Here is a 25,698-nt window from a genome sequence, read left to right on the forward strand (position 1 = left end):
GCCCGCAACCGGCCTGGTCCCGGCTCTGATGACCCGCCGACCCGTATTGCTCGCCGGGCCGTGTAGCTCGCCGACCCGTATAACCCGCCCTCCCAGGGGGACCCCCGGCCACCACCCATTATCGTCGATTTTGGTGATCTTCAAGCGGGCCCTGTGGATAACTCTGGACTGTGGACAACCGCCGGGCCCCTGCCGAATTCCGGTAGATTTATCTGTGGTGGGGGACCCCCTGGGAGGGCGGGCTATACGGGTGCGGACCTCGACTAGCAGCCCGAGCTCAGCGGCCGATCGCCTCTTCCTTGGTGGCGCCGTCGATCAGAGGCCTGCCGTTCAGTGGCGCGGCCAGTTTGAGGGGGAAGAGCTGGATCGGGGGCAGGGCCTGGCTGCGTTTGGCCGGGTCGCAGAGGATCTCCGGTTTTGTGCAGGCGCCGCGCAGGGTGACTGTCACCTGGGACGGGGTTTCGTCGACGGTCATCGCGTCGGGGCGGAAGGCGCCGTCCACGGCGATGAGCAGGTCGGCGTCGGGCACAGGGCCCAGGCCGGCCAGCAGCTTCTCGGACGGGGTGGCGTAGCGCCAGATCGCGACCGGCGTGCCCGTCGAGCCGGGCGGCGGGGCCGCGGTGAGCTTGGCCGACGACGTGCCGAAGAAGGCCTCGCGCGCCTCGGCGGCGTCGCGTTCGGGGTGGTGGGACGAGCGGATCAGGACCGAGCCGAGGACGAGCACCAGCACGATCGTGCCGACCCCGGCCGCGCGGCCCATGTTGTAGGACAGGTCGCTCGGCTCGTTGGCGTCGGGGTCGCGGTAGCGCCAGGCGTTCAGCAGCTGCCACTGCTGCCGCGGCGCGATGACGGTCCAGAGAGCGAACGCTATGAGCAGCGCACCACCGATGATCAGCCCCACGGCCGCAGTGTCGCAGAGCCGATCAAGGCCGGCCCGCCGGGGAACCGGGGCTGACCAGGCCGGTCTCGTAGGCGACGACCACCGCCTGCACGCGGTCGCGCAGCTGCAGCTTGCCGAGGATGCGGGCCACGTGCGTCTTCACGGTGGCCTCGGACAGGTGCAGCTCGGCGGCCAGTTCGGCGTTGCTCAGCCCGCCGGCCAGCAGGCGCAGCACCTCGGTCTCGCGCGGCGTGAGGGCGGCCAGGTCGCGGTGCACCGCCGGCACCTGCGGGTCGCGCCGGGCGAACCGGCTGACCAGCCGCCGGGTGATCGCCGGGGCGAGCAGGGCGTCGCCGTCGCGCACCATCAGCACGGCCGCCACCAGGTGTTCCGGGGTCACGTCCTTGAGCAGGAAGCCGCTGGCCCCGGCGGCCAGCGCGGCGTACACGTACTGGTCGAGGTCGAACGTGGTCAGGATGATGATGCGCGGCGCCGCGGCGGCCCCGGTCAGGATGCGCCGGGTCGCTTCCAGGCCGTCCAGCTCGGGCATCCGCACGTCCATCAGCACCACGTCGGGGCGGGTGCGCCGCACGGCGTCGACGGCCTCGGCCCCGTCGGCCGCCTCGGCGACCACGTCCACCCCGCCCGCGGTGAGGATCATGCGGAAGCCCGTACGGACCAGGGCCTGATCATCGGCGACCACCACCCGTACGGTCATGCTGTCTCCAGGGGGATCAGGGCCTCGACCAGGAAGCCCTCGCCGGGCCGGGCCTCGGCGCGCAGGCTCCCACCGTAGACCGCGAGCCGTTCCCGCAACCCGATCAGCCCGCGCCCGCCGGTCGGCCCGGTGACGGCGGGCCCGGTCGGCTCGGTGTTCGCCACCTCGACCCGCAACTCCTCGGCGGAATACTCCACCAGCACCATCGCGGTGGCCCCGGGCGCGTGCCGCACCATGTTCGTCAAAGCCTCCTGCACGACCCGGTACGCGGTCAGCCCGGCCCCGGGCGCGATCGGCCGCTGCTCGCCGACGACCGTGAGCAGCACCGGCACCCCGGCGTCACGCATCCGCCCGACCAGCGCGGGCAGCCCCTCGATCCCCGGCTGCGGCGCCTCGGGTCCCCCTTCCAGCACGGGCGAGGACAGCAAGCCCATCACGTTGCGCAGCTCGGTCAGCGCCGACCGCCCGGTCGACTCGACGGCCAGCAGCGCCTCCCGCGCCTGGTCGGGCTCGGCCGCCAGCACCGCGCGGGCGGCCCCGGCCTGGATCACCATCACGCTCACGTGGTGCGTCACCACGTCGTGCAGCTCGCGGGCGATCCGGGCCCGCTCGCCGTCCACGGCGTCGCGCAGCGCCTCGGCCTGGGCCCGGGTCTCGGCCGCGATCCGCTCCCGGTCCTCCCCGGCGCGCCGCTTCCACACGTAATGGCCGCCGGCCGCGGCGGTCAGCGGCGTCAGCATCAGGAACGGCAGATAATCCTTGGGCACCTCGACCACGACCAGCCCGAGCACCGCGGCCACCGCGACGGTGACGAGGGCGGGCCGCCTGTACGGGCTGTGCGCGGCCGCGCTGTAGACGGCGATGAGCGAGGCGACCACCACGCACGGATAGAGGTTGGGCTGCTGATCGCCCTGGCTCGCCAGCACCAGGAACGAGGCGAGGATCGTCGCCCAGAGCACGGCCAGCGGGTAGCGCCGGCGCAGCACGAGCGGCGCGCACAGGACGAACACGAGCAGCAGCGCGCCGAGATCCGACTCGGGCGGCGGCTCCGGCAGCCAGGGATCGGGAATCATCGGCGGGATCGGCCGGATGACCCCGGCGTCGTCGGTGGCGGCCTGGAAGCTGACGAGCCCGAGCGCGAAGGCCAGGGCGCCGTCGAGCAGCAGCGCGCGCCAGCCCGGTCTCGGCAAGGGCCCGGCGGCCACCATCCACTTCACCCGCTCATTCTGGCCCGGCCACGCCCGTACGGGCATCGGCCGCGATAGCTACATCGCAGGGATGACGCCGTACGGAAGTTGCATCGCGGGACCGACGCGACCAACGACTCGGCGCTCGTAGCGTCGCTGCGACCGACCTATCGAGGAGCGCCGACATGACCGATCCCGTGATCGACCTGCGTGGGGTGACCCGCCGCTACGACGAGGGCCCGCCCGCGCTGCACGACGTGTCGCTGACCGTGAAACCGGGGGAGTGCGTGGCCGTGCTCGGACCCTCCGGCAGCGGCAAGTCCACTCTGCTCAACCTGATCGCGGGCCTGGACCGCCCGGACGAGGGCACGGTCACGGTGGCCGGCACCCGCGTCGACACGCTCGGCGAGGCGGCCTCGGCCCGCTACCGCCGGGCGCACATCGGGCTCGTCTTCCAGTTCTTCAACCTGCTCGACGACCTGACCGTGCTCGACAACGTGCTGCTGCCCGCGCAACTGGCCGGCGGCTCCCGCAAGGCGGCCCGCGACCACGCGGCCGGGCTGCTGAGCTCGCTGGGGATCGCCCGGCACGCCGACGCGTACCCGGGGCGATTGTCGGGAGGGGAAAGGCAGCGCGTCGCGGTGGCGCGGGCGCTGGTCAACCGGCCGGCGTTGCTGCTGGCCGACGAGCCGACCGGCGCGCTCGACACCGCCTCCGGCGAGGACGTGCGGCACCTGCTCAACGGCCTGCACGACAGCGGCCAGACGATCGTGCTGGTCACCCACGACCTGCGGCTGGCCGAGGCCTGCGCCACCCGCACGATCGGCATGCGCGACGGCCACGCCGAGGAGGAGCGGTGAGCGGGCTGCGGCAGGTGATCCGTTCCGGCGTACGGCGGCGCCGGGTCCAGACGGTGGTGATCGGGCTGGTCGCCGCGGCCGCCGTGACCGCCTCCGTGCTCGGGGCCGGGCTGCTGGTCGCCTCGCGGGCGCCCTTCGACAACTCCTTCGCTGCCCAGCACGGCGCCCACTTGACCGTCCAACTCGCCCCCGACGCCAAGCCTCCCGCCGACGTGCCGGGCGTGGTCGCGGCTTCCGGCCCGTACGCGGTGCTGGACGTCCCCCTGCAGGGACCGCCCCTGACCCTGGTCGCCCGGGCCGACCCCGGCGGCGACGTCGACCGGGTCGAAGTGACCGACGGCCGGTGGGCCACCGCCCCGAACGAGATCGTGGTCGGCGACGGCAGCTTCCGCCTGCCGGTCGGCGAACACCTGACCACCGAGAACGGCGTGACCCTGACCGTGGTGGGCACCGCCCGCTCGGTCAGCCAGACGGCGACGGCCTGGGTGGCGCCGTCCGCAGTGGAATCGCTCGGCACGATCCAGGGCTATCAGATGCTCTACCGGTTTGGCGCCGCGAGCACGGCCGCCGATGTCGAGGCCGGTCGCGCCGCAGTCGAGGCGGCCCTGCCGAAGGGCGCGGTCACCGGCGCCCGCTCCTGGCTCGACGTGCGGCAGCAGGCCGTCGAGGAGGCCGCCGTCTTCGTGCCCTTCCTCGTCGCGTTCGCCCTGCTCGGCATCGTGATGGCCGTGCTCGTGGTGGGCACGGTGATCGCCGGCGCGGTCGCCGCCGGCACCCGCCGCATCGGCATCCTCAAGGCGCTCGGCTGCACCCCCGCCGGGATCGTCCGCGCGTTCGTCGCCCAAGCATTGATCCCCGCAAGCGTCGGCGGCGTTGCCGGAGCGGTGGCCGGCAACCTGATCGCGCTGCCCGTGCTGGCCGAGACCGAGCAGCTGTACGGGTCGTCCAACGCCACGATCGCCTGGTGGGTCACCCTCGTGGCGGCGGGCGGGGTGCTCGTGGTGGTGGCCGCGACCGCGTGGGCGGCGGCGCTGCGGGCCGGTCGGCTGCGCACCGTCGACGCCATCGCGGTCGGTCGCGCGGCCGGACCCGTACGGGGCCGGTGGGCGGGACGATGGGCCGCCCGGCTGCCCGTCTCCCGGCCGGTCGCGCTCGGCCTGGCCCGCCCGTTCGCGCGCCCCGTCCGCACCACCGCGATCCTGCTGGCCGTCGCGACCGGGGCCACCGCGGTCACGTTCGCGACCGGCCTCGCCGCCTCACTGGTTCGCATCCAGGCCGCGGTCGAGCAGGACAACGCCGACGTGATCGTCATGGGCATGCGCGGCGACGCGGCCGGCGCGCTCCCGGCGATCACCGCCCAGGCCGGCACCCGGGCCGCGTACGGGATGGGTCAGGCCCCCGCAATCGTCTCGGGCAACACCGACCCGTTCAGCGTCACCACGATCACCGGCGACGCCACGTGGGACGGCTTCGAGATGGTCTCCGGCCGCTGGTTCACCGCCACCGGAGAGGCCGTGGCCGGCGCCCCGTTCCTCAACGCGACCGGCACCCGGATCGGCGACACCGTCCAGATCAAGATCCAGGACCAGCCCGTACGGCTCCGCATCGTCGGCGAGGTCTTCGAGACGAACGGCGGCGTCTTCACGTCCACGAGCACCATCCCCGACGTGCCCGTCGGCGAGTGGCACATCGCCCTCACCGACGGCACCGACAAGAACGCGTACGCCCAATCCCTGACCACCGCACTCGCCGGCCAAAACCTGACCGCCCAGCCCAACGGCGCCGAGATCGACCCCCTGCTGGCCGTCGTCCAGGGCCTGACTCTGACACTGACCCTGCTGCTGCTCGCGGTGGCCGCCCTGGGTGTGCTCAACATGCTGGTGCTCGACCTGCGCGATCGCGTCCACGACCTGGGCGTGCACAAGGCCCTCGGGATGACCCCACGCCAGACGATCGCCATGGTGATCGCCTCGGTGGCGGGTCTAGGGGTGCTCGGCAGCTTGCTGGGGGTGCCTTTGGGGATCGCCATGCAAAGGCTGGTCGTACCGGCCATGGCCGCCAGCGGCGGGTTGCACCTGCCGGAGTCGCTGCTCGACGTCTACGGGCCGGTGCTGTTGGGTGGGCTGGCCTTGGGCGGGCCGGTGATCGCCCTGCTGGGAGCGCTGCTCCCCGCCGGCTGGGCCGCCCGCACCCGTACGGCGGTGGCCTTGCGAACCGAATAGGAGCCGATCGCCCGGCACCCGAGCGGCACCCGGGGCGTGACCGGCCGCGCACCCGCACCGGCCGAACCCCCTGACGTGAAGATCCGCACCGCTGCCCGCCTCGGCGGCATCGTTGTCAACGGGTCGGCCGCGGTACGGCCACCACGGTGAGCAACTGTTCCAGCCCGACGAAATCTCCGGGGTTGGTGGTGTAGAGCGGCAGCCGGTTCACGGCGGCGATGGAGGCGATCATCAGGTCCGCGACACGGCGACGTGGTGTCCGGCCGGTGGCCAGGACCGCCGCGCAAATCACGCCGTACGTGCGGGCTGCCTCGGCGTCGAACGGCAACGGGTCGAACGTCGCCTCGGTGTGCTGCAACACGCTGGTTCGCCTGGCCCGCTCGATGGGATCGTCGGTGTGATGGGGACCGGCGGACAACTCGGCCAGGGTGATCGCACTGATGACCATCTCGCTGGGCAGCAGGGCGGGGTCGAGGACGGACAAGTGAACGACGATGTTCGTGTCGATCAGGCCGCGGGTGGCGTCACCAGTCACGGTCGAACGGGTCCTGCTCGACGGCGGCATCCAGGTCAGCGCGCAACCGATCGGCATCAACTGTCGCTGCGGTCGCAAACGCGGCCATCACCTGGTCGCGGGGAACATAAGTGCGTCGCCGAAGTGGGATGAGACGACCGATCGGCGTTCCATTGCGCGTGATCGTGTAGGACTCGCCTCGCTCAACTCCACGCATGATGGCACCGGAGTCGTTCCGAAGCTCGCGTTGTGTGATCTCGCGTGACGGCTCAACCATAGCTACAGACTAACGATATGTGCTACGACGTGCTACAGGCGCTGGTTGCCTACGCGGCGATCCGGTTGCGGGCCGGGGCCGGGCGGTAGTCGGCGATCGCCGCGGCCGGCATCGGGTGGCCGTAGTGGAAGCCCTGCGCATATCGGTAGCCCAGCCGCTGCAGTTCGGCTGCCTGCTCGGCGGTTTCGACACCTTCGGCGACGGCCCGCAATCCCATCCCCTCGCAGATGCCGATCAGGGCGGCCACCACCACAGCCTGCTGCCCGCCCTCGGTGACGTCGTCGACGAACGACTTGTCGACCTTCAGCACATCGGCCGGGCACGTGCGGAGCAGCCCCAGGGACGAGTGCCCGGTACCGAAATCGTCCAGGGCGATCTTGACGCCCAGCTCGGAGATGGCCCGGACCTCGGCCAGCGCCGTGCCACCGTCGAAGACCGCGGTCTCGGTGACCTCCACGGTCAGCGTCGAAGGGGGCAGGCCGGTGCGCTGCAGCACGGCGGCGACATCGGCAGCGAACCCGGCCTCCCGGAGCTGCCGGGCCGAGACGTTGACGGTGACGGTGTGCGGGGCGCATTCCCCCAGCGAGGCGCGCCAGGCGGCGGCCTGCCGGCACGCCTCCTCGAGGATCCAGGCCCCGAGCGGCACGATCAGCCCCGTACGCTCGGCGGCCGGGATGAAGACGTCGGGGCCGATCGGGCCGCGGGTGGGGTGGTTCCAGCGGATCAGGGCCTCGACCCCGTACAGCTCGCCGCCCGGCATCTCGACGATCGGCTGGTAGACCAGGTTGAGCTGGTCGGTGTCGAGGGCGACCCGCAGGTCGGCGGCGAGGCGGGACTGCTCGGCGGTGCGCTGGTCCATCTCCGCGGCGTACGTGACCTGGCGTCCTTTGCCTTGGCCCTTCGCCTCGTACATGGCCACGTCGGCGCGGCGCAGCAGCTCGTCGGCGGTGTCGCCGTCGCGGGCGGGGGCCAGGCCGATGCTCGACTCGACGACCAGCTCGTGACCGCCCGCGTGCACCGACAGGCGCAGGCGGGAGGTGATGGCGGCCAGCGTGCCGGGGGCGTCGCCGCGCAGCAGGAGGGCGTATTCGTCGCCGCCCTGGCGGGCCACGAGGCTGCCCGGCGGCAGCTGGGACGCGATCGTCTCGGCCACGGCGACCAGCAGCGCGTCGCCGACGGCGTGACCCAGGTCGTCGTTGATGGCCTTGAAGTCGTCGAGGTCGATCAGGGCCACGCTGACGTCGGCCGGGTCGTCGGCCAGGGCCTCGGTGATCTCGCGGGCCAGCACGGTGCGGTTGGCCAGGCCGGTCAGCGCGTCGTGGCCGGCCTGGTAGGCAAGTTCCTGCTTCTGGGCGTCGAGGTCCTCGAGCAGGCGGGCGTTGTCGCGCAGGGCGACCAGCTGGCGGGCGGCGACGAGCAGCGTGACGGTGACCGAGCCGATCGCGACGGCGAGCAGGTCGGCGGTGTGGCCGATGGCGCTGGTGAGCAGCAGGGCGCCGGTGCCCAGCACCGCGGCGTACGGCATCAGGCTGAGCCGGCTCATCGCCGGGCGGGGCAACGGCCGGCCGAGGCGGCTGGCGCGCAGCTGCCGGTCGGCGGCCAGGCTGAGGCACAGCGAGGTGGCCGGCAGCAAAATGTGCGCGGTGTTCAGGTAGGGCCGGTCGGCCAGCAGCGGGGCCAGCGACCCGCCACCCGCGCCGACCGCGCCGGTCAGGGCGAGCAGGTGCAGGGCGCGGCGGTCGATCGGGCCGGTGCCGGTGAAGGCGACCTTGACGAAGGCGAAGACGCAGACGAAGCCGGCCGAGAGCACGATGAACACGGAGAACGAGTCGGCGATGGTGCCGCCCAGCCAGCTCTCCCACCGCCGGTACGCGAAATGCCAGGTGAAGGTGAGCACGGTGACGACGACCGTGGCGGTGTCGAGGCCGAAGCGGGCCCATTCGATGCCGGTGCGCCGGGCGCCGGGGATGCGCAGCAGGCCGGCCACGAAGGCGACCAGCCCCAGCACGTAGATCGCCGCGGTCAGCCCGCCGATGTGCTGGCCGTGCTGGGCGCCGCTGAAGTAGTCCCAGGCGTTGGAGACGGCGCCCAGGCCGATCAGCACGATGCCGACCGAGGCGTAGCGCCAGTAGGTGCGGCCGCCGGCCGAGGCCCGCCACGAGACGACCGCGGCCACCGGCACCGAGATCAGCACGGCGAGCCAGCCCGCCGAGGTGGGTGTCTCGTGCACGAGGCCGAACCCGAACCACAGGGCGGCGAGGGCCATGGTGCTTGCGGAGACGGCCAGGGCACGCGTCAGCCGGAACGGGGGAACCCGCACCCCGCCGGCGGCACTCGTCCTCTCCACAGCGATCCCATCGGCTCGACACCGCCGCGGGCTGAGGAGATCGCGGGGCTGTTCGCGCCACAGGGTACCCCCGCGACTCCGGTAAGCAAGGGCTCCCGCTGAACCTGAACCTGTTTGACCCGGATCCGTGGTTGCCGTGACAGTGGTGGCGTGAAAAGGGCCATGGCCGCGCTGACCGTCGCGGCGTTCCTGACGTTGCTCGTCGACGTCGGGAGCGGCCACAGCGAGGGCATCGCGCTGCTGCCCGCGTTCGGGTTCACGGTCGCGGCCATCTTCGGGTTCGCCTGGGCCGAGCGGGGCCGCTTCCGTTTCCCGTACGTGGTGGGCCTGGTCCTGCTGGGTTTTGCCGTCTTCTACGCCTCGGACGCGTCGGTCGGCTCGACGCTGATGCTCGTGGTGCTCGTCGTCCAGGCCACCCTGCTGCTCCCGCCGGCCGCCGTGGCCGTGGTCGTGGCGCTGCTGCCGTTCTTCCACGTGGGCATGGCCCTGGCCGAGGGGCTGCGCGAGGGGTTGAGCCTGTTCGCGGTGGGGGCGTTCGCCGCGGTCGTCACCAGGCTGCTGATGCGCGAGCAGACGGCCCGGCAGCAGGCGGAACGGGTGGCCGTGCTCGAGGAGCGCAACCGGGTGGCGCGCGACATCCACGACGGGCTCGGCCATGCGCTGACCGTCGTGCAGATGCAGATCAAGGCGGCCCGGGCGGCTCCCGAGCGGGCCGACGAGATGCTGGCCAAGGCCCAGGAGCAGGCGGAGAAGGCCCTTCAGGAGGTACGCCGGTCGGTGGGCGCGCTGCGCGAGGAGCGAGCGCCGCTGCCCGAGGCGTTGCGCGAGCTGGGTTCGGTGGATGTCCGGGGCGAGCCGCGAGGGCTGCCGGCTGAGGCCGAGGAGTCCTTGTTCCGCGCGGCGCAGGAGGGGGTGACCAACGCCCACAAGCACGCGCGGGCCACCAATGTCACGCTGCACCTCGACTACACCGCCGCCGGCACAGTAAGCCTCGAGGTGCGGGACGACGGAGTCGGCGGCGACGAGACAGGCGGCGGTTTCGGCCTGGTCGGGCTGCGGGAACGGGCCGCGCGGCTGGGCGGGCGGGTGACGTTCGACTCGGCGCCCGGGGCCGGGGCCACGCTGCGCATGGAGGTGCCAGGATGACCCCCGTACGGGTGCTGCTCGTCGACGATCAGGCGCTGTTCCGCGAGGCCCTGGCCGTGCTGCTCGGCGCCGCGGCCGGTCTGGAGGTCGTGGGCGAGGCGGGTGACGGCGAGGAGGCCGTACGCCAGGTCGCCGCCACCGGGCCCGACGTCGTGCTGATGGACCTGCGCATGCCGGTGCTGGACGGGGTCGCGGCCACCCGCCGGATCCGCGCCGAGCACCCGGCGACCCAGGTGATCGCGCTGACCACATTCGACGACGACGCCGACGTGTTCGCGGCGCTGCGCGCGGGCGCGCTCGGTTACCTGCTCAAGGACGTGTCGTCGGAGCGGCTGGTCGAGGCCGTACGGGCGGCCGCGCGGGGCGAGTCGGTGCTGCAGCCCTCGGTGGCGGCGAAGGTGGTCGCGCGGTTCGCCCAGCTGCCCGACGCCGAGGCCGAGCCCCCGCCGCAGCCTCTGGTGGTGCCGCTCTCGGACCGGGAGCGTGAGGTGCTGCGGCTGCTCGCCGAGGGCCGCAGCAACCGGGAGATCGCGGCCGCCTTGTTCCTGGCCGAGGGCACGGTCAAGAACCACGTCACCAACGTGCTCGGCAAGCTCGGCGTCCGCGACCGTACGCAGGCCGCCCTGCGCGCCGCCAGGCTCGGCCTGATTCCGTGACCCCGGGCATGACTTCCGGCACCTGAAACCGTGACCCCGGTTTTTCGATGATCGGGCCATGACGACAACGTTGAAGTTCGCCGGGCACTACCTCGAGATGGTCATCGCCATGTTCGTCGGCATGTTCGCTCTCGCACCGCTGTGGTCGATGGCGGTGCCGTCGCTGTCCGAGCATCCGGACGCGGCCGCGATGGTGATGGCGACCAACATGTCGATCGGCATGGCCCTGTGGATGCGTGTCCGCAAGCACGGGTGGGCGCACATCGGCGAGATGTGCGCGTGGATGGTGGCGCCGTTCGTCGTGCTGCTCGTGCCGTACTGGCTGGGGCTGATCGGCGGGGACACCCTGATGACGGCCGGGCACGTGCTGATGTTTCCGGCGATGCTGATCCCCATGTTGCGACATCGGCAAGGTAACGTGCACTAAATGCAAGAGATCTCGGACGTCGTCCGGCAGCGGATCCGCGGGCTGCGTCAGGCCCGCGGGTGGAGCCTCGACGCGCTGGCCGCCCGCTGCCACATCAGCCCGTCCACGCTGAGCCGCATCGAGACCGGCCACCGCCGCATCGACCTCGACCAGCTGGTGGCGCTGGCCCGGGCCCTCGACACCACGATCGATCACCTGGTCGAGCCGGTCGACGACGCCGACGTGATCATCCGGCCGCTGCAGCATCAGGAGCCGGGGCTGACGACGTGGGTGCTGTCGCGCGAGCCGGCCCGCCCCGGCGGCAGCCTCGTGGCCAAGATGCGGATCACGCCGGAGCGCCGCCCGAGCCCCGAGCGGCTGGCCGTCCATCCCGGGCGCGAGTGGTTCACGGTGATCAGCGGGACGGCGCTGCTGCATCTGGCCGAGCGGCAGATCCCCGTCGCGACGGGCAACGCGGCCGAGTTCTCGACGATGATCCCGCACTTCATCGGCGCGGTGGACGGCCCGGTCGAGATCCTCACGATCTTCGACCAGGAGGGCGAGCGCGCCCACGCGTCAGCCTGATTCTTGCTATTCCCGCAAGAGCTAATGCCGTACGGGCAAAGCCGCCCTACCTTTGCGCCATGCTTACCGCCCCCACCGTCACGATCGACGACCCCCGCCGGCGCCGCGCGATTCTGATCGCCGTCTGCGTCGCGCTGATGGCGGTCATCGCCTCCGTCTCCGGCCTCAACGTCGCCCAGCAGCAGATCGCCCTGGCCTTCGGGGCCTCGCAGAGCACCGTCCTGTGGATCATCAACGTCTACGCGCTCACCCTGGCCGCCCTGCTGCTGCCGCTGGGCGCGGCCGGCGACCGCTGGGGCCGCAAGCCCGTGCTGCTGACCGGCCTGCTCGTCTTCGGCGTCGCCAACGCGGTGGCCGGGCTCGCCCCGACGACCGAGGTCATGATCGCGTCCCGCCTGCTCAGCGGCGTCGGCGCGGCGATGATCATGCCGGTCACCCTGGCCGTGATCACGTCGACGTTCCCCGAGGAGGAACGGTCCCGCGCGATCGGCATCTGGACCGGTGTGGCCGGCGGTGGCGGCCTGCTCGGCATGTATCTCTCGGCGATCCTGGTCGACGTCGCGAGCTGGCGCTGGCTGTTCCTGCTGCCGGTGGCGCTGGTCCTGGTGGCGGCCGTCCTGACCGTACGCTCGGTGCCCGACTCCCGCGAGGGGAAGGGCTTCGACGTCGGCGGCTCGGTGACGTCGCTGATCGCCGTGGTCGCGCTCATCTTCGTCCTGCACGAGGGTCCCGTACGGGGGTGGGCCGCCCCGGAGACCCTGATCGGCCTGGCCCTCGGCGTGATCGCCGCGATCGGTTTCGTCGCCTGGGAGCTGCGCCACCCCGCCCCGCTGCTCGACGTGCGCCTGTTCCGGTCACGCGGGCTCGCGAGCGGGTCGGTGTCGCTGCTGACCGTCTTCGGCGTGCAGGCGGGCATCTTCGTGGTGCTGTTCCCGTACTTCCAGGCCGTGCTGGGCTGGTCGGGCCTGCGCTCGACGCTCGCGATGCTGCCGATGGCGCTGCTCATGATGGTCGCCTCCGGCCTCGCCCCGCGGCTGGCGGCCCGGGCCGGCGCCCGCGCGACGATGGCCACCGGCATCGCCCTCGGCGGCGCGGGCCTGGCCCTGATGGCCGCCCTGGTCTCCGTCGACGGCGGCTACCTGTCGGTGCTGCCCGGCATGCTGGCGATGGGCCTGGGCATGGGCCTGTCGATGACCCCGTCGACCGAGGCCATCACGTCCTCGCTGCCCCGCGACCGCCAGGGCGTGGCGTCCGCGCTCAACGACGTGACCCGCGAGTTCGGCACCGCCCTGGGCGTGGCCCTGCTGGGCGCGATCCTGTCGGCCGGCTACCGCTCCGCCATCGACTCCCGCCTGCCCGGCGCCCCTTCCGCCGTACGCGAGAACATCGCCAACGCCGACGCCGCTTCGCTCGCGGCCGCCCAGCAATCCTTCGTCGACGGCTGGCAACAGGCCATGTGGGCCGGCGTCGCCGTCATGGCACTGCTTCTCGCGTACGTCGTCACGCGCGGCCCGCTACGCCGGACGCCGGTGCACCACGGCTAGCACCACGTCGTCCTCGGCCCGGCCGGCCAGCTCGGTCAGCAGGCGGTCGCACAGGGCCTCGGCGGTCTTGTCCGGGGCCGCGGCCAGCGCGCCGAGCAGGGCGTCGAAGCCGGGCCGTCGGGCAGGGTGAACGCGTCGTACCAGTCGCCGCCGACCTTGGCCCCCTCGGCCGCCGGCTGATAGCGGACCGCCACCTGCAAGTGGTCGGGCTGGGCGGGATGGCTGAGCAGGCTGCGCTGCAAGGCCTCGGCCAAGGCGCGTTCGCCGGCCCGGCTGAGACCCTGGTTGAGGGCGGCCGCGACCAGGCGCAGGAACCCGCGGTAGGCGTCGTCGTAGGGCACGAGCGGGCTCAGCCCGGTCGCCGCGGCGCCGGTCCGCACCGTGGCGATCATCGGCCCGATCTCGTCCCAGATCTCGGCGAACACCTCATGCACCGGGGCGCCCAGCGCGGCCGGATGCTTGTCGCCGATCATGTCGACGTAGGCCTCGTTGTAGACCATCACCTGCTCGGCACCCCAGAACAGCGTGACCGCGCTGCGGGTGTGCAGCAACATGTCGACCGCGCTGAGCAGGGTCGGGCTCCACTCGGCGACCGGGCCGAGCGGGGTCGTGGCCCAGTCGACCCCGAGATACGCCTCCCGCAGCGCGCCGGCGTCCTCGAAGGGGTCGATCACGCCCCGAATCTAGGGCATGCTCGGTCGGCATGACGCATCCCGTGGTGCACTTCGAGATAATCGGCACCGACCCGGCCGCCCTCCGCGGCTACTACGGTTCGCTGTTCGGCTGGTCGTTCGATACCTCCGGGCCGGTCGCCGCGTCCGTCTCCGAGCCCGGCTCGTACGGCTTCACCCCGGCCGGGGACACGATCCCGGGCGGGGTGGGTGGCGGTGCCGGGTTTCGGCCGCAGACCGTTTTCTACGTGGGGGTGCCCGACGTGGAAGAGGCGCTGCGGCGGGCCGAGGCGCTGGGCGGGCGGCGGGTGATGGGGCCGGAGCGCCCTGAGGGTCGTGACCTGGTGGTCGCCCACTTCACCGACCCCGAGGGCAACCTGATCGGGCTGGCCGGGCCCGCCTGATCCGTCCCCGGCCCGTGCCGTCAGCCGAACAGGGCGGCCGGGATGTCGGCGTAGAACAGGGCCGGGTCACCGGAGAGGGAGGCTTTGACGTTGGCCGTCGGCTTGTCGGCGATGACCTCCAGCTTGCCCGCCTCCAGGCCGTCCAAGGCCTGGGCGATCACCTCGTGCGGCGGCAGCTTGGGGATGTCGTAGCCGGCCATCATGTCGGTGTCCGCGATGGCCAGGGCCAGGGCGGTGACCTGGGTCTTCTGCTCGGCCAGCTCGAGCCGGACGCCGTTGGTGAGCGACCACATCGCGGCCTTCGAGGCGGCGTAGCCGTTGCTCGCCGGGGCGAAGGCATACCAGCTCAGCGCCGAGATGACGTTGAGGATGGCCCCGCCGGCCAGCTTGGGCGCGAAGGCGCGGGTGACGTCGAGGGTCCCCCAGAAGTTGGTCTCGAACTCCCGGCGGATGTTCTCCTTGGACGGGCCGAGCAGGGGCGCGTTGGTCGAGATGCCGGCATTGTTGACGAGAATGTCGAGCTCACCCACCTCGGCGACCGCCGCGTCGATCGACGCCTGATCGGTCACGTCCAGCCGCAGCGGGACGACGCCGGGGATGTCGATGCTCTCGGGCTTGCGCGCTGTGGCGTAGACGGTGGTCGCGCCGCGGGCCAGCAGGGCCTCGGCGAAGGCCTTGCCCAGGCCACGGTTGGCGCCGGTTACGAGGGCTTTTGTTCCGTTGATCTGCATGCCGCCACGCTAGAACCTCACGTTGACGTCAGGGGCAAGTACTGCGAGGCGCGTCACCCGGCTGCGGACACGGAAGATCATCTAGCCTCTGCCGTATGAGTGAAGGTCCCGGTGAGGCGCCCGTGATGTCGCCGTACGAGGAACGACGGTGGGCGGAGTTGCAGCGGCACTGGGCGAAGAAGGCCGAGCGCCGCCAGCTGCTCCCGCCGAAGGCCAGGGCCGCGATCGGCGGCGCGGGCCGGCAGGTCAAGGAGACCGCCCGGAAGGCCGGCCAGGCCGTCGCGAACGTGACGCCCCCGGTCGTCAAGGACGGCCTCGGGACTGTGGCCGACGCGGCGCTGGTGCCGGTGGCCAAGCAAGCCGTTCACCTGCTCGAGCTCGTGACCGACTGGACGACCGAGCTCGTGGATCCCGAAAAGGTGCTGGAGCATCACCGGGCGGCCGGTCGGGAGGTCGAGAAGCTGGCGGACCTCAAGGGGCTCGACCTCGAGCAGCTCGACGACTTCACCCGGACGATGGCGCTGAAGTGGCGCACAAGCGGAGCGCTGCAGGGCGGGGCCATGGGTGCGCTCGCGATGGTTCCGTTCGCCGGCGGGGTCGCCGCGCTCACCCTGGACATGGTGGCGATGCACGTGCTGAGCACGGCCGTCGCCACGCGGGTCTGTTACGCGTACGGGTTCGATGTGAACGACGATGAGATGAAGCACCTCGTCGATCGCATGGTGGTGCGGGCCTATCGCAGCCAGGCGCCGAAGGTCGAGACCGCTCGCAAGGCAGGGGCGGCGTTCAACGTCGCCAAGGACCGGGTGCGGTGGAGCCAGAAGTTGCGGGACGACCATCGGCTGATGGCGGCGGTCGAGAAGCTCATGAAACAGTTCGCCAACGGGCGCGCGGTTCCGGTCGACAAGGTCGCGAAGGCGATGCCGGTGGTCGCCGTGATCGCCGGGGCGGGCACCAACGCGTACGTGCTGGGCGACGTGGTGCGGCAGGCCCGCTTCTACGCCCAGACGCTGTATCTGGCCGAGAAGTACGGGCAGCCGGTGCCGGAGAATCTCCGCCGGCAGGACGACGGCGAGGGAGAGACGGCCGCTGTGCTTTGATGCTGCCGTGCGTATCAGCGAGTTGATCCTGCGGATCGGGCATCGGCGGTGGTTCGCCGCCTCGGGGCGGTTCTTGATGCCGCTCGACCGGCGGTTGATCCGGCTCGCCAAGGGCCGCTTCTCGGTGGTCGGCTGGCGGACGGCGCCGGCCACGTTGTTGCTGACGACCACGGGGCGCAAAAGCGGTCTGCCGCGGGAACGGCCGGTGCTGTACGCCCGTGACGGGGACGCGTTCGTCGTGATCGGCTCGAACTGGGGGCAGGACCATCATCCGAGCTGGTCGGTCAACCTGCTGGCCAACCCGGCGGCCACGATCACGATCGGCGGGGAGACCACCCCCGTACGGGCAATGCTGGTCGACGGGGCCGAGCGGGAACGGTTGTGGCCGCTGCTGTTGCGGGTCTGGCCGGCGTTTCGCGACTATGACGCCCGCGCAGCCCGTACGCTGCGAGTTTTCCGGCTGGAAGAGGACCGTCGATGATCCACACCGTTGAGATCCAGCCCGAGCCGCCGGTTGCCGGCGACCGCAACACGATCGGCGGGTGGCCGCTGCTCGATGCCGGCGAACCGTGGCCGGCCTGCTTCTGCGGCCGGCCGATGGTCTTCTTCTTCCAGCTCGACGTCCCGCAGTTCGCCGGTGACCATCTACTGGTATTTCAGTGCCCGGCGCACGACGACGCGGCCTTCGGCCCGGCTCAGCTGCCGGACCGTTACTGGGACACGGCAGTGGACCCCTATGCCGGCCCGTTCTGGCGTTTCCTGTTCCGCCCGTACGGCGTAGCTTCGCCGGACGCCGAACCGCAGCTGGAACCGCGTCGGCTCGCCCTCCGGCCCGCCGACGAAGAGGTCGACGAACACGGTCGTGGCCGTTCCGGCTTCAAGCTGGGCGGCGTCCCGTCCTGGGCGCAGGAGCCCGAGAGTTACCGCTGCTCCTGCGGCACCGACATGGTCTTCCTGTGCCAGGTGCCGGAGAATTTCGGCTTCGACATGTGGCCGATGCGCGACAAGAACGGCGACCAGGCCCAGCTCTTCCTGGGCAACGAGGTCTACATCTTCGCCTGCCCGGCCCGCTGCCACCCCGAGGCCGCCTGGCCCGCCATTCAGAACTGAGATTCCTGGCGAGACTCCCGGGCGGCAGCGAGCTCGCGCAGCCGGCGGTTCACATCGGCCGCCACCGCCGCGGCCACCCCCGGCTTCTCGCGCCGTATTTCCCGGGCCCGGCGCAGGTCGGCCCCGATCCGTTCCAGCTGCTCCGGCAGTGACTGCTGCGGGTCGAGCATTTCACGGTCGTAAAGGTGCTCCGCCTCGGTCAAGAGTTCCGAAGTGAAGTCGGCCATCGCGCCGCTGCGAACCGGTGACTCGGCCCGCGCGACGGAGACGGCGACCAACGCCCGGACGACAGCGATGGTCGTGTGCCAGGACCGGCGAGGCGGCATGTGGTGGTCCCGCATCCGATCCACCAGCGCGAGCAGCGCCTCACGCCGGTGGGCATCGGTCACCAGACCGGCCAACTGAACGGCGCGCTGCAGCAGCAGCGGGGCGAAGTCCGGATGCTCGTGGGGTTCGTCCGGGGCCGAGCGACGGGTGATCCGCGCGCGGTCGGCCAGCTCGAGCAGGATGGAGCCGATCCGGGCCAGTTGAGCATCGGCGCCGCGCCGGGCCACCATGCCCTTCATCGCCAGCGAGGCCACTTGCAGGGTGTTGTAGTCGGAGCTCTCGCCGTCGGTGGCGACCCACGGCACATCCTCGACCGGCCACCGGCCCGACCCGAAGGTCGCGATCCCCGCCCAGTAGGACAGGGCCAGCTCGTAGCGTAGTTGCAGCTTCCGGGACAGCCGCTGCTGTTCCTCGTCGAGCAGGCCGAGAACGCGCGTCCGCTCGGAGATCAGCTCCTCCACCGCTTCGAGGGCGGTGACCGTGGCGGTGATCCCTCCGGGCCAGCCGCACTCGAGCAGGTCGGCATCCCGGTCGTCCGCGACGAGGGTCTCGGGGGCAGCGGCGAGCATCTCCTGCCAGTCAGCCCGCAGCCGGGCCACCACTTGGGGCACCGGCAGTCTGTCCTGGTTCACCATGGCGAGCAGCGCCCGACCGGCCGGGGATTCGGTGTCGAACTCGGTGACGCTGAACGTACGCAGCAGCCCCTCCTGCGCCGCGGTGAGCCGGACACTCGCCCGTTCCTCCAGGTCCCGCAGCTGGTCGCGCAGCGCCTGGCGGGCCGTGCTGGTCCGGAAGATCCTGACGAAACCCAGGGTGGCCAGCGACAACGTCACCGACACCGCGTACGAGTCGACCGAGCCGGTGAACGTCGGCGTGCCGTTGTCGGCGTGCTCGGCGTAGTAGTCGAGCAGGATGGCGGCGAGCCGGTGCGGGATCTTCCGTTCGTCGCCCAGCGGGGCCAGCGCGGCGAGGACTTCCTGGCTCGTCATGTCGGGACGGTCGAGCGCGAGCCTGGGCAGACGGGTGGCGGGCAGCAGCAGGCACAGCAGCTGCTCGGCGTCGGCGACTGCATCGCGGACCGGCCCGTCACCCCAGACCCACAGATCCTCCCGTACGCAGTCCTCCGCGATCGCCCGCCAGATGTCGAGGATCTGCGGCCGGTCGCCGGTCTCGGGCCGGGGGCCGCCCCGCGCCACCCGCTGGTATCGGCGCTGCAGTTCGTCGTCCCCGAGCCGGGCGTGGGTGAGCCGCGCGGAGGCGTCGGCCGCGTCGGCCAACTCCTCGAAGACGCTGTCGTCGCTCATCGCTCGCCTCCCGCTCTGTCCACATTCTGCCCCTGCGACGAACGCGGCGGGGGTGGGGAAGGAGGGGGAGGTGCCGAAGACGGCGAACGCGGCGGGGGCGGGGGCGGGCGGGTGCGGTCGTATTCGCTGACTGCGGGGCGCAGGCGGTCGCGGGCCAGTTTGTAGTTCTGGCGGATCGTGGACTCGCTGCGGCGCAGTTCGTCGGAGATCTCGCTCATGCTCAGGCCGTCGAGGAAGCGGCTGAGCACCGCGTACTGGGTCGGCGGCAGGGTGCCGAGCAGCTCCTGCACCCACTGGTCGCCGCTGATCCGGTCGATGTCCGAGACCATGTCGACCAGTTCGGGGAGTTGGTCGGTCGGCACGGCGACGAAGCGGTGGTCGCCGCGGTCACGGCGAAGCTTGATGATCGTCCGGGGGACTGCCCGCCGGGCGTACGCGGCCGGGCTTTTGATCTCGTGCCAGCGCTCGCACATGGCCACCATGACCGTGTCCACGGCGTCGTCCGCGTCGTGGTAGCTGCCGCACCAGAACGTCGCGAAGCTCAGCAGCGGCTCGTACATCCGCTTGAAGAAGTCCTCGAACGACTCGGCGGGGACCGGCCGCTCCGGTCTGTCGGCCACGTCGCCCTCCCGCCCTCGTCGTCCGGGTCTCATGATGACCGAGCGTCAGCGGCGGGTCATGAGGGCCATACCCGAGATGACGACCGCCACCGCGGCGGCGATCAGGGTGACCGGCACCGACCCGGTCGTGAGGAACACCCCGCCGACGCCGGCCAGGATTCCGTTGATCAGCCACAGTGTCCCCTGGTGATCCCGCTCGGCCACCGCGCGCTCGTCCTGTGTCACCGCAGGTCTCCCTCCCGTTGATGCGTGCTTGTAGAGAAGAACCGGCTCGGCCGCCTGGCGTGAAAACACGCAGGCGGATGCCCGCAAAGGCATTGACGTAATACGATGCGTCGATGTCAGGGCTACGAATGCGAAGCGTCGCCGTCGTTGCGGGGGCCGGCGTGATGCTGGCCATCGCCGCGGCGCCTGCTGGGGCGGCCGGGACGCCGGCGCACATCCGGGGCGGGGAGACAGTGCCCGTCTACTCCTATGAGGACGCCGTCCGCGAGAGCGTGTGGGTGCAGACCACGCTCGACAACGATCAGGACGGGGTGCCCGACAAGGTCGCCGTCGACATCACCCGGCCCCGGGCGGCGGTGAAGGTGCCGGTCATTCTGGAGGCGTCGCCGTACTACTCGTGTTGCGGGCGGGGCAACGAGAGCGAGCTCAAGCAGTACGACGCGAACGGCGTGATCACCAAGCAGCCGCTGTTCTACGACAACTTCTTCGTGCCGCGCGGGTACGCGTTCGTGGCGGCCGACATCGCCGGCACCAACCGGTCGACGGGGTGCATGGACGTGGGCGGCCGCGAGGAGGTGCTCAGCGCCAAGGCCGTGGTCGACTGGCTGAACGGGCGGGCCAGGGCCACGTACGCCGATGGCACCCCGGCCGTCGCGACGCGCTGGACCAACGGCAAGACGGGCATGATCGGCAAGTCGTGGGACGGGTCGGTGGCCAACGGGGTGGCCGCGACCGGCGTCGAGGGGCTCGAGACGATCGTGCCGATCTCGGCCATCTCGAGCTGGTACGACTATCAGCGCTACAACGGCGTGCTGCGGACCAACGACTACCCGGAGTATCTGCACCGGGTGGTCAACGGGCGTCCGGCGGGGGTCTGCGACCAGGTCGTCAAGCAACTGGACGAGGGCAGCGACGACGCGACCGGCAACTACAACGCGTACTGGGCCGAGCGGGACTTCCGGCCCGACGCACGCAGGGTGCACGCGAGCGTGTTCATCGCGCACGGCATCAACGACACGAACGTGACGACCACCCAGTTCGCGCGGTGGTGGGAGCGGCTCGACGTGCCCAAGAAGATCTGGCTGGCCCAGCAGGGGCACGTCGACCCGTTCGACATCCGCCGCGGCGAGTGGGTGGACACGCTGCACCGCTGGTTCGACCGGTGGCTGCAGGGGCTGCGCAACGGCATCGACCGCGAGCCGCAGGCGACGATCGAGACCGCGCCGGGCACGTGGGTGAACGAGCGGTCCTGGCCTGCCTCGGCCGCCAGGACGACGAGGGTCGCGCTGGGCAACGGCGACGGTTCCACGGGCACGCTCGGGGGCAAGGTCAACGGCGGTTCCCGTACGTGGTCAGACGCGCCCGACCTCAGTGAGGACGTCGCCGTGGCGAGCCCGAACTCCGCCGTACCGGGAAGGGTCTCGTTCCTCTCGGCGCCGCTGACCCAGCCCGTACGGATCTCGGGCACGCCCACCGTGACCCTGAAGGTGCAGGTCGACAAGCCGACGACCGAGCTGACGGCCCGGCTGGTCGACTACGGCACCGCGAACCGGGTCAACTATCTCGGCCGGGGCGAGGGCATCACGACGCTGACTACCGAGTCGTGCTGGGGTGCGTCGACGACCTTCGACGACGCTTGTTACCGCGACACCGCCGAGGACGTGGTGACCAGCGACCACGCGATTGTGACCCGGGGCTGGCAGGACGCCGCCCACCACGTGTCGCTGCGGTTCGTGACGCCGCTGCGGCCCGGCCGGTGGTATTCGGTGACCGTGCCGCTGCAGCCCACCGACCAGCGGATCGCCGCCGGGCACGTGCTCGGCCTGATCCTGCAGGCCAGCGACAACGAGTATTCGACCCCGCAGTCGACGGGCGCGACCGTACGCCTCGATCTGCGCGGCAGTTCGCTCAGCTTGCCGCTCGTGGGCAAGCTGCCCGCGCCGGGTGCGACGGCCCCGACGGTGCCGGCCGCTCCGCCTTCCGGAAAGCGGGTGGCGCCGCCGAGGTTCCAGCCGCTGCTGCCGGGCTAGGGCCGAGGTCAGGCCTGGACCGACGGCCTGATCTGGAGGTTGTTGACGACGACGTGCGGCGGCCGGCTGACGATGTGCAGCACGGCCGCCGCGACGTCGCCGGGGTCGAGGTTGCGCTGGGCGGCCATCGCGCCCTCGATGCCGGCCTGCAGAGCGGAGTCGCCGATGCTGCCGAACAGCCCGGTCTCGGTGTAGCCGGGCTCGACCACGCTGACCCGTACGCCGTCGCCGGTCAGCTCCTTGCGCAGCGCGTCCGAGAAGCCGTACAGGCCGAATTTGGACGCGTGATAGGCGGCGGCGCCCGGATAGGTCTCGCGGCCGCCGATCGACGAGATGTTGACGATGTCGGCCGCGCCCGCCTCGACCAGGTGGGGGAGGGCCGCGTGGGTCACGAGCATCATGCCGAGCAGGTTGGTGTCGAGGCAGCGCCGCCAGGTGGTCACGTCGGCCCCGAGCACCGGGCCCAGCGGCATGATCCCGGCCGCGTTGACGACCAGGTCGAGCCCGCCGAACTCGCCGGTGGCGGCGGCGACGGCGGCCCGGATCGCGGACTCGTCGGTGACGTCGAGGGCCAGATTCAGGTCGCCGCCGAGCTGGTCGGTGCGCCGGGCCGCGGCGGCCACACGGGCGCCCTCGTCGCGCAGGGCCCGCACGACGGCGGCGCCGATTCCGGAGGAGGCGCCCGTGACCAGGGCGCGTCGGTTCTTCAGTTCCATGTGTCCCAGCCTGGGCGCGGCGGGCGCGTTTCCCCAGGCCCGGCCGATCCTGGGGGTCGCAGGGCCAGGTTTTCGCCCGAGGTCCGGCCTACCGTGGGGGGATGGCTGGTGACCTGGGGGAGTTCCTGCGGGCGCGGCGGGCGCTGATCGGTCCCGCCGCGGCCGGGCTGGTCGCGGGCGGGCGGCGGCACGTGCGCGGGCTGCGGCGCGAGGAGCTGGCCCTGCTCGCGGGCATCAGCGTCGATTACTACGTACGCCTCGAGCAGGGCCGCGACCGCAACCCGTCGCCCGAGGTGGTGGCCGCGCTGGCCCGCGCGCTGCAGCTGGACGGCGACGCCACCAGCCACCTGCAGCGACTGGCCGCCGTGGCCGTCCCGGCCGCCGCGCCCGACCCCGAGATCCGGCCCTCGGTGGCCCGGCTCGTCGACCTGTCGCCGTGGCCGGTCGTGCTGCTCGACCGCACGCTGACCGTGCTGCGCGCCAACGAGCTGGCGGTGCTGCTCAACCCGGATCTGCGGGAGGGCCGCAACCTGGTGCGCGACGTCTTCCGCCGGCCGGCCCCGGCCGCGGTGCGGGCCCAGAGCGTCGCGGCGCTGCGCTCGGCGGCCGGGCTCTACCCCGACGACGCCGAGCTGCAACGGCTGGTCGGCGAGCTGTCCGTGCACAGCCAGGAGTTCCGCGAGCTCTGGGCCCGGGCCGAGGTGTCCTACTGCCGTACGGGGAAGAAGGTCTTGCACCACCCGGATGTGGGCCGGCTGACGCTCGACTACGAGACGCTCGACATCGGCGACGCGAGCGGGCAGCGGCTGCTGATCCACTCGGCCGAGCCGGGCACCCCCGACGGCGACAAGCTCGCGCTGATCAGGCCAGACCTCCCATACCGGGATCACTAATGCTTTCGCGGCCGTTCTCGAGGTGGCCCGCGTAGCGGCGCTCGATGCCCGTGGCCGTGACGGTCAGGTCGTACCAGCCGCGTACGGTCGGGGTCCGGTGCTGGTGGGTCGAGCCCGGCCGCACCGACACGGTCGTCTCCTTGTGCGAGTAGCGGTTGGCCACCCTGACCAGCGCCCGCGCCCCGCCGTGGTTGACGATGTCGAGCCCGGTGCCCGCCCCGCGCACCTCGACGCTCGGCTTGCCCGCCTTCCCGGTGAAGTGGCGGTAGAACCCGTTGGGCCCGCGCACCTCCAGGTCGTACGCGGCGGTGGTGGGCCACATGCCGGTCAGGTGCTTGCCCGGTTCGACCGTGTACGTCCGGGGCTCGTGGGCGGGGTCGGCCGAGTGCACCTGGAAGACCGCGGCGGCGCGTCCGGTGTTACGGAAGTCGATCGTGAACCCGGTGGTCGCGGCCTTGCCGTCGGCGTGCAGGTCGTACGGCAGCGCGCGAGCCGGCCGGACACCCCGCTCCTGCTTGGGCAGCGCCGGGTCGGCCGGGGGCACCGGCACCTCGTCGGGCTGGCGGGTCAGCTCGGTCGGCTTGAACTCGGCCGTCCCGGGCAGGTCGACGCGGCGGCGGTTCGGCGTCTTGAAGTCGAACGCGCTGGTCAGGTCGCCGGCCACGGCCCGGCGCCACGGCGTGATGTTGGGTTCCTTGGGGCCGAAGCGGCGCTCCAGGAACCGGATCAGCGACGTGTGGTCGAACAGCTGCGAGTTGACCCAGCCGCCCCGCGTCCACGGCGAGACCACGATCATCGGCACGCGCACCCCGAACCCGTACGGGCCGGTGGGGTGATTGCTGCTGCCGGGGAAGATCTCGTTGGTGGTCGGCACGGTCGAGCGGGCCGGGTCGGGGGTGGGCGGCACGAGGTGGTCGAAGAAGCCGCCCTCCTCGTCGTAGGTGACGAAGAGCGCCATCTTGCTCCACACCTTGGGGTTCGACGCCAGGATGTCGATGACGCGCGAGACGTACCACTCGCCGTAGTGCGGGCCCCAGTTCGGGTGCTCGGTGTAGGCCTCGGGTGCGACGACCCAGCTGACCGAGGGCAGCCGGTCGTTCTCGACGTCGGCGCGGAAGTCGGTGAGCAGCTTCTCCGGGTCGCGGCCGAGCTTGTTGATCTCGGTGCCCATCTTGGCCTTGTCGGCGAGCGGGTTGCCCGGCTGCACCTGATATTGGTGGAAGTAGAGCAGCGCGTTGTCGCCGTAGTTGCCGATGAACGGGTCGTTCGTCCAGCCCCACGACCCGGCGGCGGTCAGGCCCACGCCGATGTCCTGATAGATGCGCCACGACACACCGGCCTGCTCGAGCTTCTCGGGGTAGGTCGACCAGTCGTAGCCGGCCTCCGAGTTGTCGACGACCGGGCCGCCGCCCTGGCCGTCGTTGCCGACCCAGCCCGTCCACATGTGATAGCGGTTCGGGTCGGTCGAGCCCAGCAGCGAACAGAAGTAGTTGTCGCAGATCGTGAACGCGTCGGCCAGGGCGTACGCGTACGGCAGGTCGGCCCGGACGTGATGGGTCATGGTCTGCACGCCCTTGTTGGGCACCCAGCGGTCGTAGCGGCCGCCGTTGAACGCGTCGTGCGTATCGTTCCAGCCGTGCGGCGGGTCGGGCAGGAACATGTCGCCCACGTCCGGCACCTCGGGGCGGAACGGCAGCAGCTCACCCGTGCCGTTCGGCTGATGCCAGACGCTGCGGCCCGACGGAAGCCGTACGGGGTGGGGGTCGGCGAAGCCGCGGACGCCCCGCAGGGCGCCGAAGTAGTGGTCGAACGAACGATTTTCCTGCATCAGGATGATCACGTGTTCGACGTCCTCGATGCTCCCGGTGCGGTGGGCCGCGGGGATGGCGAGGGCCTTGTCGAGGCTCGCGGGCGTCGCCGTAGCGACCGCCGGAACACCGAGCATCTGCAAAAACGTGCGGCGATCGAACTCAGCCATGAGGCCCGAACGTAGACCCGCCGAGTGGCCATGTCATTAACGAGGATCGATCATTTGCTTTCCTCCCGGACCCTTCTGCGCTTGCCCCCCGCCCCGCCGCCCGCGCCCGCCCGCCTGCCCGCCTGCCGCGCCCGCCCGCCTGTCGCGCCCGCCCGCCTGCCGCGCCCGCGCCTGCCCGCCTGCCGCGCCTGCCCGCCTGCCGCGCCCGCCCGCCTGCCGCGCCCGCGCCTGCCCGCCTGCCGCGCCC

26 protein-coding genes are annotated in these 25,698 nt (G+C 71.8%); 13 read left to right on the plus strand and 13 right to left on the minus strand.

From position 1 onward, the window contains the following. Positions 1 to 277: 277 nt before the first annotated feature. From JKJ07_RS13945 to JKJ07_RS13955, 3 genes are read right to left on the minus strand one after another with little or no spacing between them, the layout of a single operon-like run. Positions 278 to 901: a DUF6199 family natural product biosynthesis protein gene (locus JKJ07_RS13945; RefSeq protein ID WP_202991937.1), complete on the minus strand. Its 624-nt coding sequence runs from the start codon at positions 899 to 901 to the stop codon at positions 278 to 280. A gap of 22 nt (positions 902 to 923) precedes the next feature. Then, positions 924 to 1,598 (minus strand): response regulator, encoded by a 675-nt coding sequence (locus JKJ07_RS13950; protein ID WP_202991938.1) that lies wholly within the window; start codon positions 1,596 to 1,598, stop codon positions 924 to 926. Further along, on the minus strand, positions 1,595 to 2,806 hold the full coding sequence (locus tag JKJ07_RS13955; RefSeq protein WP_236029065.1) for a sensor histidine kinase: 1,212 nt from the start codon (positions 2,804 to 2,806) through the stop codon (positions 1,595 to 1,597). Before JKJ07_RS13955 ends, JKJ07_RS13950 begins: the two co-directional genes overlap by 4 nt. Positions 2,807 to 2,970: 164 nt before the next feature. On the opposite strand from JKJ07_RS13955, the gene JKJ07_RS13960 reads away from it, so the two are divergent. Then, positions 2,971 to 3,645 carry an ABC transporter ATP-binding protein gene (locus JKJ07_RS13960; RefSeq protein ID WP_202991940.1) on the plus strand — a complete coding sequence of 225 codons (675 nt, stop codon included), beginning with the start codon at positions 2,971 to 2,973 and terminating at the stop codon, positions 3,643 to 3,645. After that, the gene (locus tag JKJ07_RS13965) at positions 3,642 to 5,867 is read left to right on the plus strand and encodes an FtsX-like permease family protein (protein WP_202991941.1); all 2,226 of its coding nucleotides are present in this window, start codon (positions 3,642 to 3,644) and stop codon (positions 5,865 to 5,867) included. Before JKJ07_RS13960 ends, JKJ07_RS13965 begins: the two co-directional genes overlap by 4 nt. A 115-nt stretch (positions 5,868 to 5,982) precedes the next feature. Here the strand turns inward: JKJ07_RS13965 and JKJ07_RS13970 are convergent, their stop codons facing one another. Genes JKJ07_RS13970 through JKJ07_RS51700 form a run of 3 tightly spaced genes read right to left on the minus strand, consistent with a single transcriptional unit; the run spans position 5,983 to position 9,005 of the window. Beyond that, complete coding sequence (locus tag JKJ07_RS13970; protein ID WP_202991942.1) at positions 5,983 to 6,402, minus strand: type II toxin-antitoxin system VapC family toxin; 420 nt, start codon at positions 6,400 to 6,402, stop codon at positions 5,983 to 5,985. Then, positions 6,392 to 6,658, minus strand: coding sequence for a type II toxin-antitoxin system Phd/YefM family antitoxin (locus tag JKJ07_RS13975; protein WP_202991943.1), 267 nt, complete (start codon positions 6,656 to 6,658; stop codon positions 6,392 to 6,394). Before JKJ07_RS13975 ends, JKJ07_RS13970 begins: the two co-directional genes overlap by 11 nt. A 49-nt stretch (positions 6,659 to 6,707) precedes the next feature. After that, a complete protein-coding gene (locus tag JKJ07_RS51700; RefSeq protein ID WP_202991944.1) occupies positions 6,708 to 9,005 on the minus strand; it encodes a putative bifunctional diguanylate cyclase/phosphodiesterase in 2,298 nt (765 codons plus the stop codon). A gap of 150 nt (positions 9,006 to 9,155) precedes the next feature. Between JKJ07_RS51700 and JKJ07_RS51705 the strand changes: the two genes are divergently transcribed. Genes JKJ07_RS51705 through JKJ07_RS14005 form a run of 5 tightly spaced genes read left to right on the plus strand, consistent with a single transcriptional unit; the run spans position 9,156 to position 13,342 of the window. Further along, on the plus strand, positions 9,156 to 10,151 hold the full coding sequence (locus tag JKJ07_RS51705; protein WP_202991945.1) for a sensor histidine kinase: 996 nt from the start codon (positions 9,156 to 9,158) through the stop codon (positions 10,149 to 10,151). After that, positions 10,148 to 10,807 (plus strand): response regulator, encoded by a 660-nt coding sequence (locus JKJ07_RS13990; RefSeq protein ID WP_202991946.1) that lies wholly within the window; start codon positions 10,148 to 10,150, stop codon positions 10,805 to 10,807. Before JKJ07_RS51705 ends, JKJ07_RS13990 begins: the two co-directional genes overlap by 4 nt. A 58-nt stretch (positions 10,808 to 10,865) precedes the next feature. After that, positions 10,866 to 11,234 carry a hypothetical protein gene (locus JKJ07_RS13995; protein ID WP_202991947.1) on the plus strand — a complete coding sequence of 123 codons (369 nt, stop codon included), beginning with the start codon at positions 10,866 to 10,868 and terminating at the stop codon, positions 11,232 to 11,234. Further along, positions 11,235 to 11,798, plus strand: a complete 564-nt coding sequence (locus JKJ07_RS14000; RefSeq protein ID WP_202991948.1) for a helix-turn-helix transcriptional regulator — start codon at positions 11,235 to 11,237, stop codon at positions 11,796 to 11,798. Between the two features lie 59 nt (positions 11,799 to 11,857). Then, on the plus strand, positions 11,858 to 13,342 hold the full coding sequence (locus JKJ07_RS14005) for an MFS transporter (protein ID WP_202991949.1): 1,485 nt from the start codon (positions 11,858 to 11,860) through the stop codon (positions 13,340 to 13,342). A gap of 35 nt (positions 13,343 to 13,377) precedes the next feature. On the opposite strand, the gene JKJ07_RS14010 is transcribed toward JKJ07_RS14005, so the two are convergent. Further along, entirely contained in the window at positions 13,378 to 14,016 is a 639-nt protein-coding gene (locus JKJ07_RS14010) for a hypothetical protein (RefSeq protein WP_202991950.1), read from the minus strand. Positions 14,017 to 14,045: 29 nt separating this feature from the next. Here JKJ07_RS14010 and JKJ07_RS14015 point away from each other — a divergent pair, with 29 nt between their 5' ends. Further along, complete coding sequence (locus tag JKJ07_RS14015) at positions 14,046 to 14,417, plus strand: VOC family protein (protein ID WP_202991951.1); 372 nt, start codon at positions 14,046 to 14,048, stop codon at positions 14,415 to 14,417. A 20-nt stretch (positions 14,418 to 14,437) separates the two neighbouring features. Here JKJ07_RS14015 and JKJ07_RS14020 read toward each other — a convergent pair whose 3' ends face one another. Next, positions 14,438 to 15,148, minus strand: a complete 711-nt coding sequence (locus tag JKJ07_RS14020; RefSeq protein ID WP_202991952.1) for an SDR family oxidoreductase — start codon at positions 15,146 to 15,148, stop codon at positions 14,438 to 14,440. Positions 15,149 to 15,243: 95 nt separating this feature from the next. Between JKJ07_RS14020 and JKJ07_RS14025 the strand changes: the two genes are divergently transcribed. From JKJ07_RS14025 to JKJ07_RS14035, 3 genes are read left to right on the plus strand one after another with little or no spacing between them, the layout of a single operon-like run. Then, complete coding sequence (locus JKJ07_RS14025) at positions 15,244 to 16,248, plus strand: EcsC family protein (protein WP_202991953.1); 1,005 nt, start codon at positions 15,244 to 15,246, stop codon at positions 16,246 to 16,248. A gap of 7 nt (positions 16,249 to 16,255) precedes the next feature. Next, entirely contained in the window at positions 16,256 to 16,729 is a 474-nt protein-coding gene (locus JKJ07_RS14030; RefSeq protein WP_307834256.1) for a nitroreductase family deazaflavin-dependent oxidoreductase, read from the plus strand. Then, complete coding sequence (locus JKJ07_RS14035; protein WP_202991954.1) at positions 16,726 to 17,358, plus strand: YwqG family protein; 633 nt, start codon at positions 16,726 to 16,728, stop codon at positions 17,356 to 17,358. The genes JKJ07_RS14030 and JKJ07_RS14035 overlap by 4 nt, the downstream gene beginning before the upstream one ends. Here JKJ07_RS14035 and JKJ07_RS14040 read toward each other — a convergent pair. Genes JKJ07_RS14040 through JKJ07_RS14050 form a run of 3 tightly spaced genes read right to left on the minus strand, consistent with a single transcriptional unit; the run spans position 17,349 to position 19,834 of the window. Next, complete coding sequence (locus JKJ07_RS14040) at positions 17,349 to 18,989, minus strand: hypothetical protein (RefSeq protein WP_202991955.1); 1,641 nt, start codon at positions 18,987 to 18,989, stop codon at positions 17,349 to 17,351. The two genes, JKJ07_RS14035 and JKJ07_RS14040, sit on opposite strands and share 10 nt — an antisense overlap. Continuing rightward, a complete protein-coding gene (locus tag JKJ07_RS14045) occupies positions 18,986 to 19,609 on the minus strand; it encodes a sigma-70 family RNA polymerase sigma factor (RefSeq protein ID WP_202991956.1) in 624 nt (207 codons plus the stop codon). The genes JKJ07_RS14040 and JKJ07_RS14045 overlap by 4 nt, the downstream gene beginning before the upstream one ends. 45 nt (positions 19,610 to 19,654) lie before the next feature. Further along, positions 19,655 to 19,834 (minus strand): hypothetical protein, encoded by a 180-nt coding sequence (locus JKJ07_RS14050; RefSeq protein ID WP_202991957.1) that lies wholly within the window; start codon positions 19,832 to 19,834, stop codon positions 19,655 to 19,657. Positions 19,835 to 19,947: 113 nt separating this feature from the next. Between JKJ07_RS14050 and JKJ07_RS14055 the strand changes: the two genes are divergently transcribed. Further along, positions 19,948 to 21,864, plus strand: coding sequence for a Xaa-Pro dipeptidyl-peptidase (locus JKJ07_RS14055; RefSeq protein WP_202991958.1), 1,917 nt, complete (start codon positions 19,948 to 19,950; stop codon positions 21,862 to 21,864). A gap of 8 nt (positions 21,865 to 21,872) precedes the next feature. Here the strand turns inward: JKJ07_RS14055 and JKJ07_RS14060 are convergent, their stop codons facing one another. Further along, positions 21,873 to 22,580: an SDR family oxidoreductase gene (locus JKJ07_RS14060; protein WP_202991959.1), complete on the minus strand. Its 708-nt coding sequence runs from the start codon at positions 22,578 to 22,580 to the stop codon at positions 21,873 to 21,875. A 101-nt stretch (positions 22,581 to 22,681) separates the two neighbouring features. Here JKJ07_RS14060 and JKJ07_RS14065 point away from each other — a divergent pair, with 101 nt between their 5' ends. Continuing rightward, entirely contained in the window at positions 22,682 to 23,473 is a 792-nt protein-coding gene (locus JKJ07_RS14065) for a helix-turn-helix domain-containing protein (protein WP_202991960.1), read from the plus strand. Here the strand turns inward: JKJ07_RS14065 and JKJ07_RS14070 are convergent. Further along, the gene (locus tag JKJ07_RS14070; RefSeq protein WP_202991961.1) at positions 23,442 to 25,451 is read right to left on the minus strand and encodes a phosphocholine-specific phospholipase C; all 2,010 of its coding nucleotides are present in this window, start codon (positions 25,449 to 25,451) and stop codon (positions 23,442 to 23,444) included. The two genes, JKJ07_RS14065 and JKJ07_RS14070, sit on opposite strands and share 32 nt — an antisense overlap. Positions 25,452 to 25,698 lie beyond the last annotated feature (247 nt).

The sequence above is a fragment of the Paractinoplanes lichenicola genome, assembly GCF_016785085.1.
In the GTDB taxonomy this organism is placed as follows: domain Bacteria; phylum Actinomycetota; class Actinomycetes; order Mycobacteriales; family Micromonosporaceae; genus Actinoplanes; species Actinoplanes lichenicola.

Bases quoted from the DNA above. Each gene is read 5' to 3' on its own strand.
- JKJ07_RS13995 (WP_202991947.1), top strand. From the start codon at position 10,866: ATGACGACAACGTTGAAGTTCGCCGGGCACTACCTCGAGATGGTCATC.
- JKJ07_RS14060 (WP_202991959.1), bottom strand. From the start codon at position 22,580: ATGGAACTGAAGAACCGACGCGCCCTGGTCACGGGCGCCTCCTCCGGA.
- JKJ07_RS14015 (WP_202991951.1), top strand. From the start codon at position 14,046: ATGACGCATCCCGTGGTGCACTTCGAGATAATCGGCACCGACCCGGCC.
- JKJ07_RS13960 (WP_202991940.1), top strand. From the start codon at position 2,971: ATGACCGATCCCGTGATCGACCTGCGTGGGGTGACCCGCCGCTACGAC.
- JKJ07_RS14055 (WP_202991958.1), top strand. From the start codon at position 19,948: ATGTCAGGGCTACGAATGCGAAGCGTCGCCGTCGTTGCGGGGGCCGGC.
- JKJ07_RS14020 (WP_202991952.1), bottom strand. From the start codon at position 15,148: ATGCAGATCAACGGAACAAAAGCCCTCGTAACCGGCGCCAACCGTGGC.
- JKJ07_RS14035 (WP_202991954.1), top strand. From the start codon at position 16,726: ATGATCCACACCGTTGAGATCCAGCCCGAGCCGCCGGTTGCCGGCGAC.
- JKJ07_RS14000 (WP_202991948.1), top strand. From the start codon at position 11,235: ATGCAAGAGATCTCGGACGTCGTCCGGCAGCGGATCCGCGGGCTGCGT.
- JKJ07_RS13975 (WP_202991943.1), bottom strand. From the start codon at position 6,658: ATGGTTGAGCCGTCACGCGAGATCACACAACGCGAGCTTCGGAACGAC.
- JKJ07_RS14065 (WP_202991960.1), top strand. From the start codon at position 22,682: ATGGCTGGTGACCTGGGGGAGTTCCTGCGGGCGCGGCGGGCGCTGATC.
- JKJ07_RS13950 (WP_202991938.1), bottom strand. From the start codon at position 1,598: ATGACCGTACGGGTGGTGGTCGCCGATGATCAGGCCCTGGTCCGTACG.
- JKJ07_RS13990 (WP_202991946.1), top strand. From the start codon at position 10,148: ATGACCCCCGTACGGGTGCTGCTCGTCGACGATCAGGCGCTGTTCCGC.
- JKJ07_RS14005 (WP_202991949.1), top strand. From the start codon at position 11,858: ATGCTTACCGCCCCCACCGTCACGATCGACGACCCCCGCCGGCGCCGC.
- JKJ07_RS13955 (WP_236029065.1), bottom strand. From the start codon at position 2,806: ATGGTGGCCGCCGGGCCCTTGCCGAGACCGGGCTGGCGCGCGCTGCTG.
- JKJ07_RS14025 (WP_202991953.1), top strand. From the start codon at position 15,244: ATGAGTGAAGGTCCCGGTGAGGCGCCCGTGATGTCGCCGTACGAGGAA.
- JKJ07_RS14070 (WP_202991961.1), bottom strand. From the start codon at position 25,451: ATGGCTGAGTTCGATCGCCGCACGTTTTTGCAGATGCTCGGTGTTCCG.
- JKJ07_RS14040 (WP_202991955.1), bottom strand. From the start codon at position 18,989: ATGAGCGACGACAGCGTCTTCGAGGAGTTGGCCGACGCGGCCGACGCC.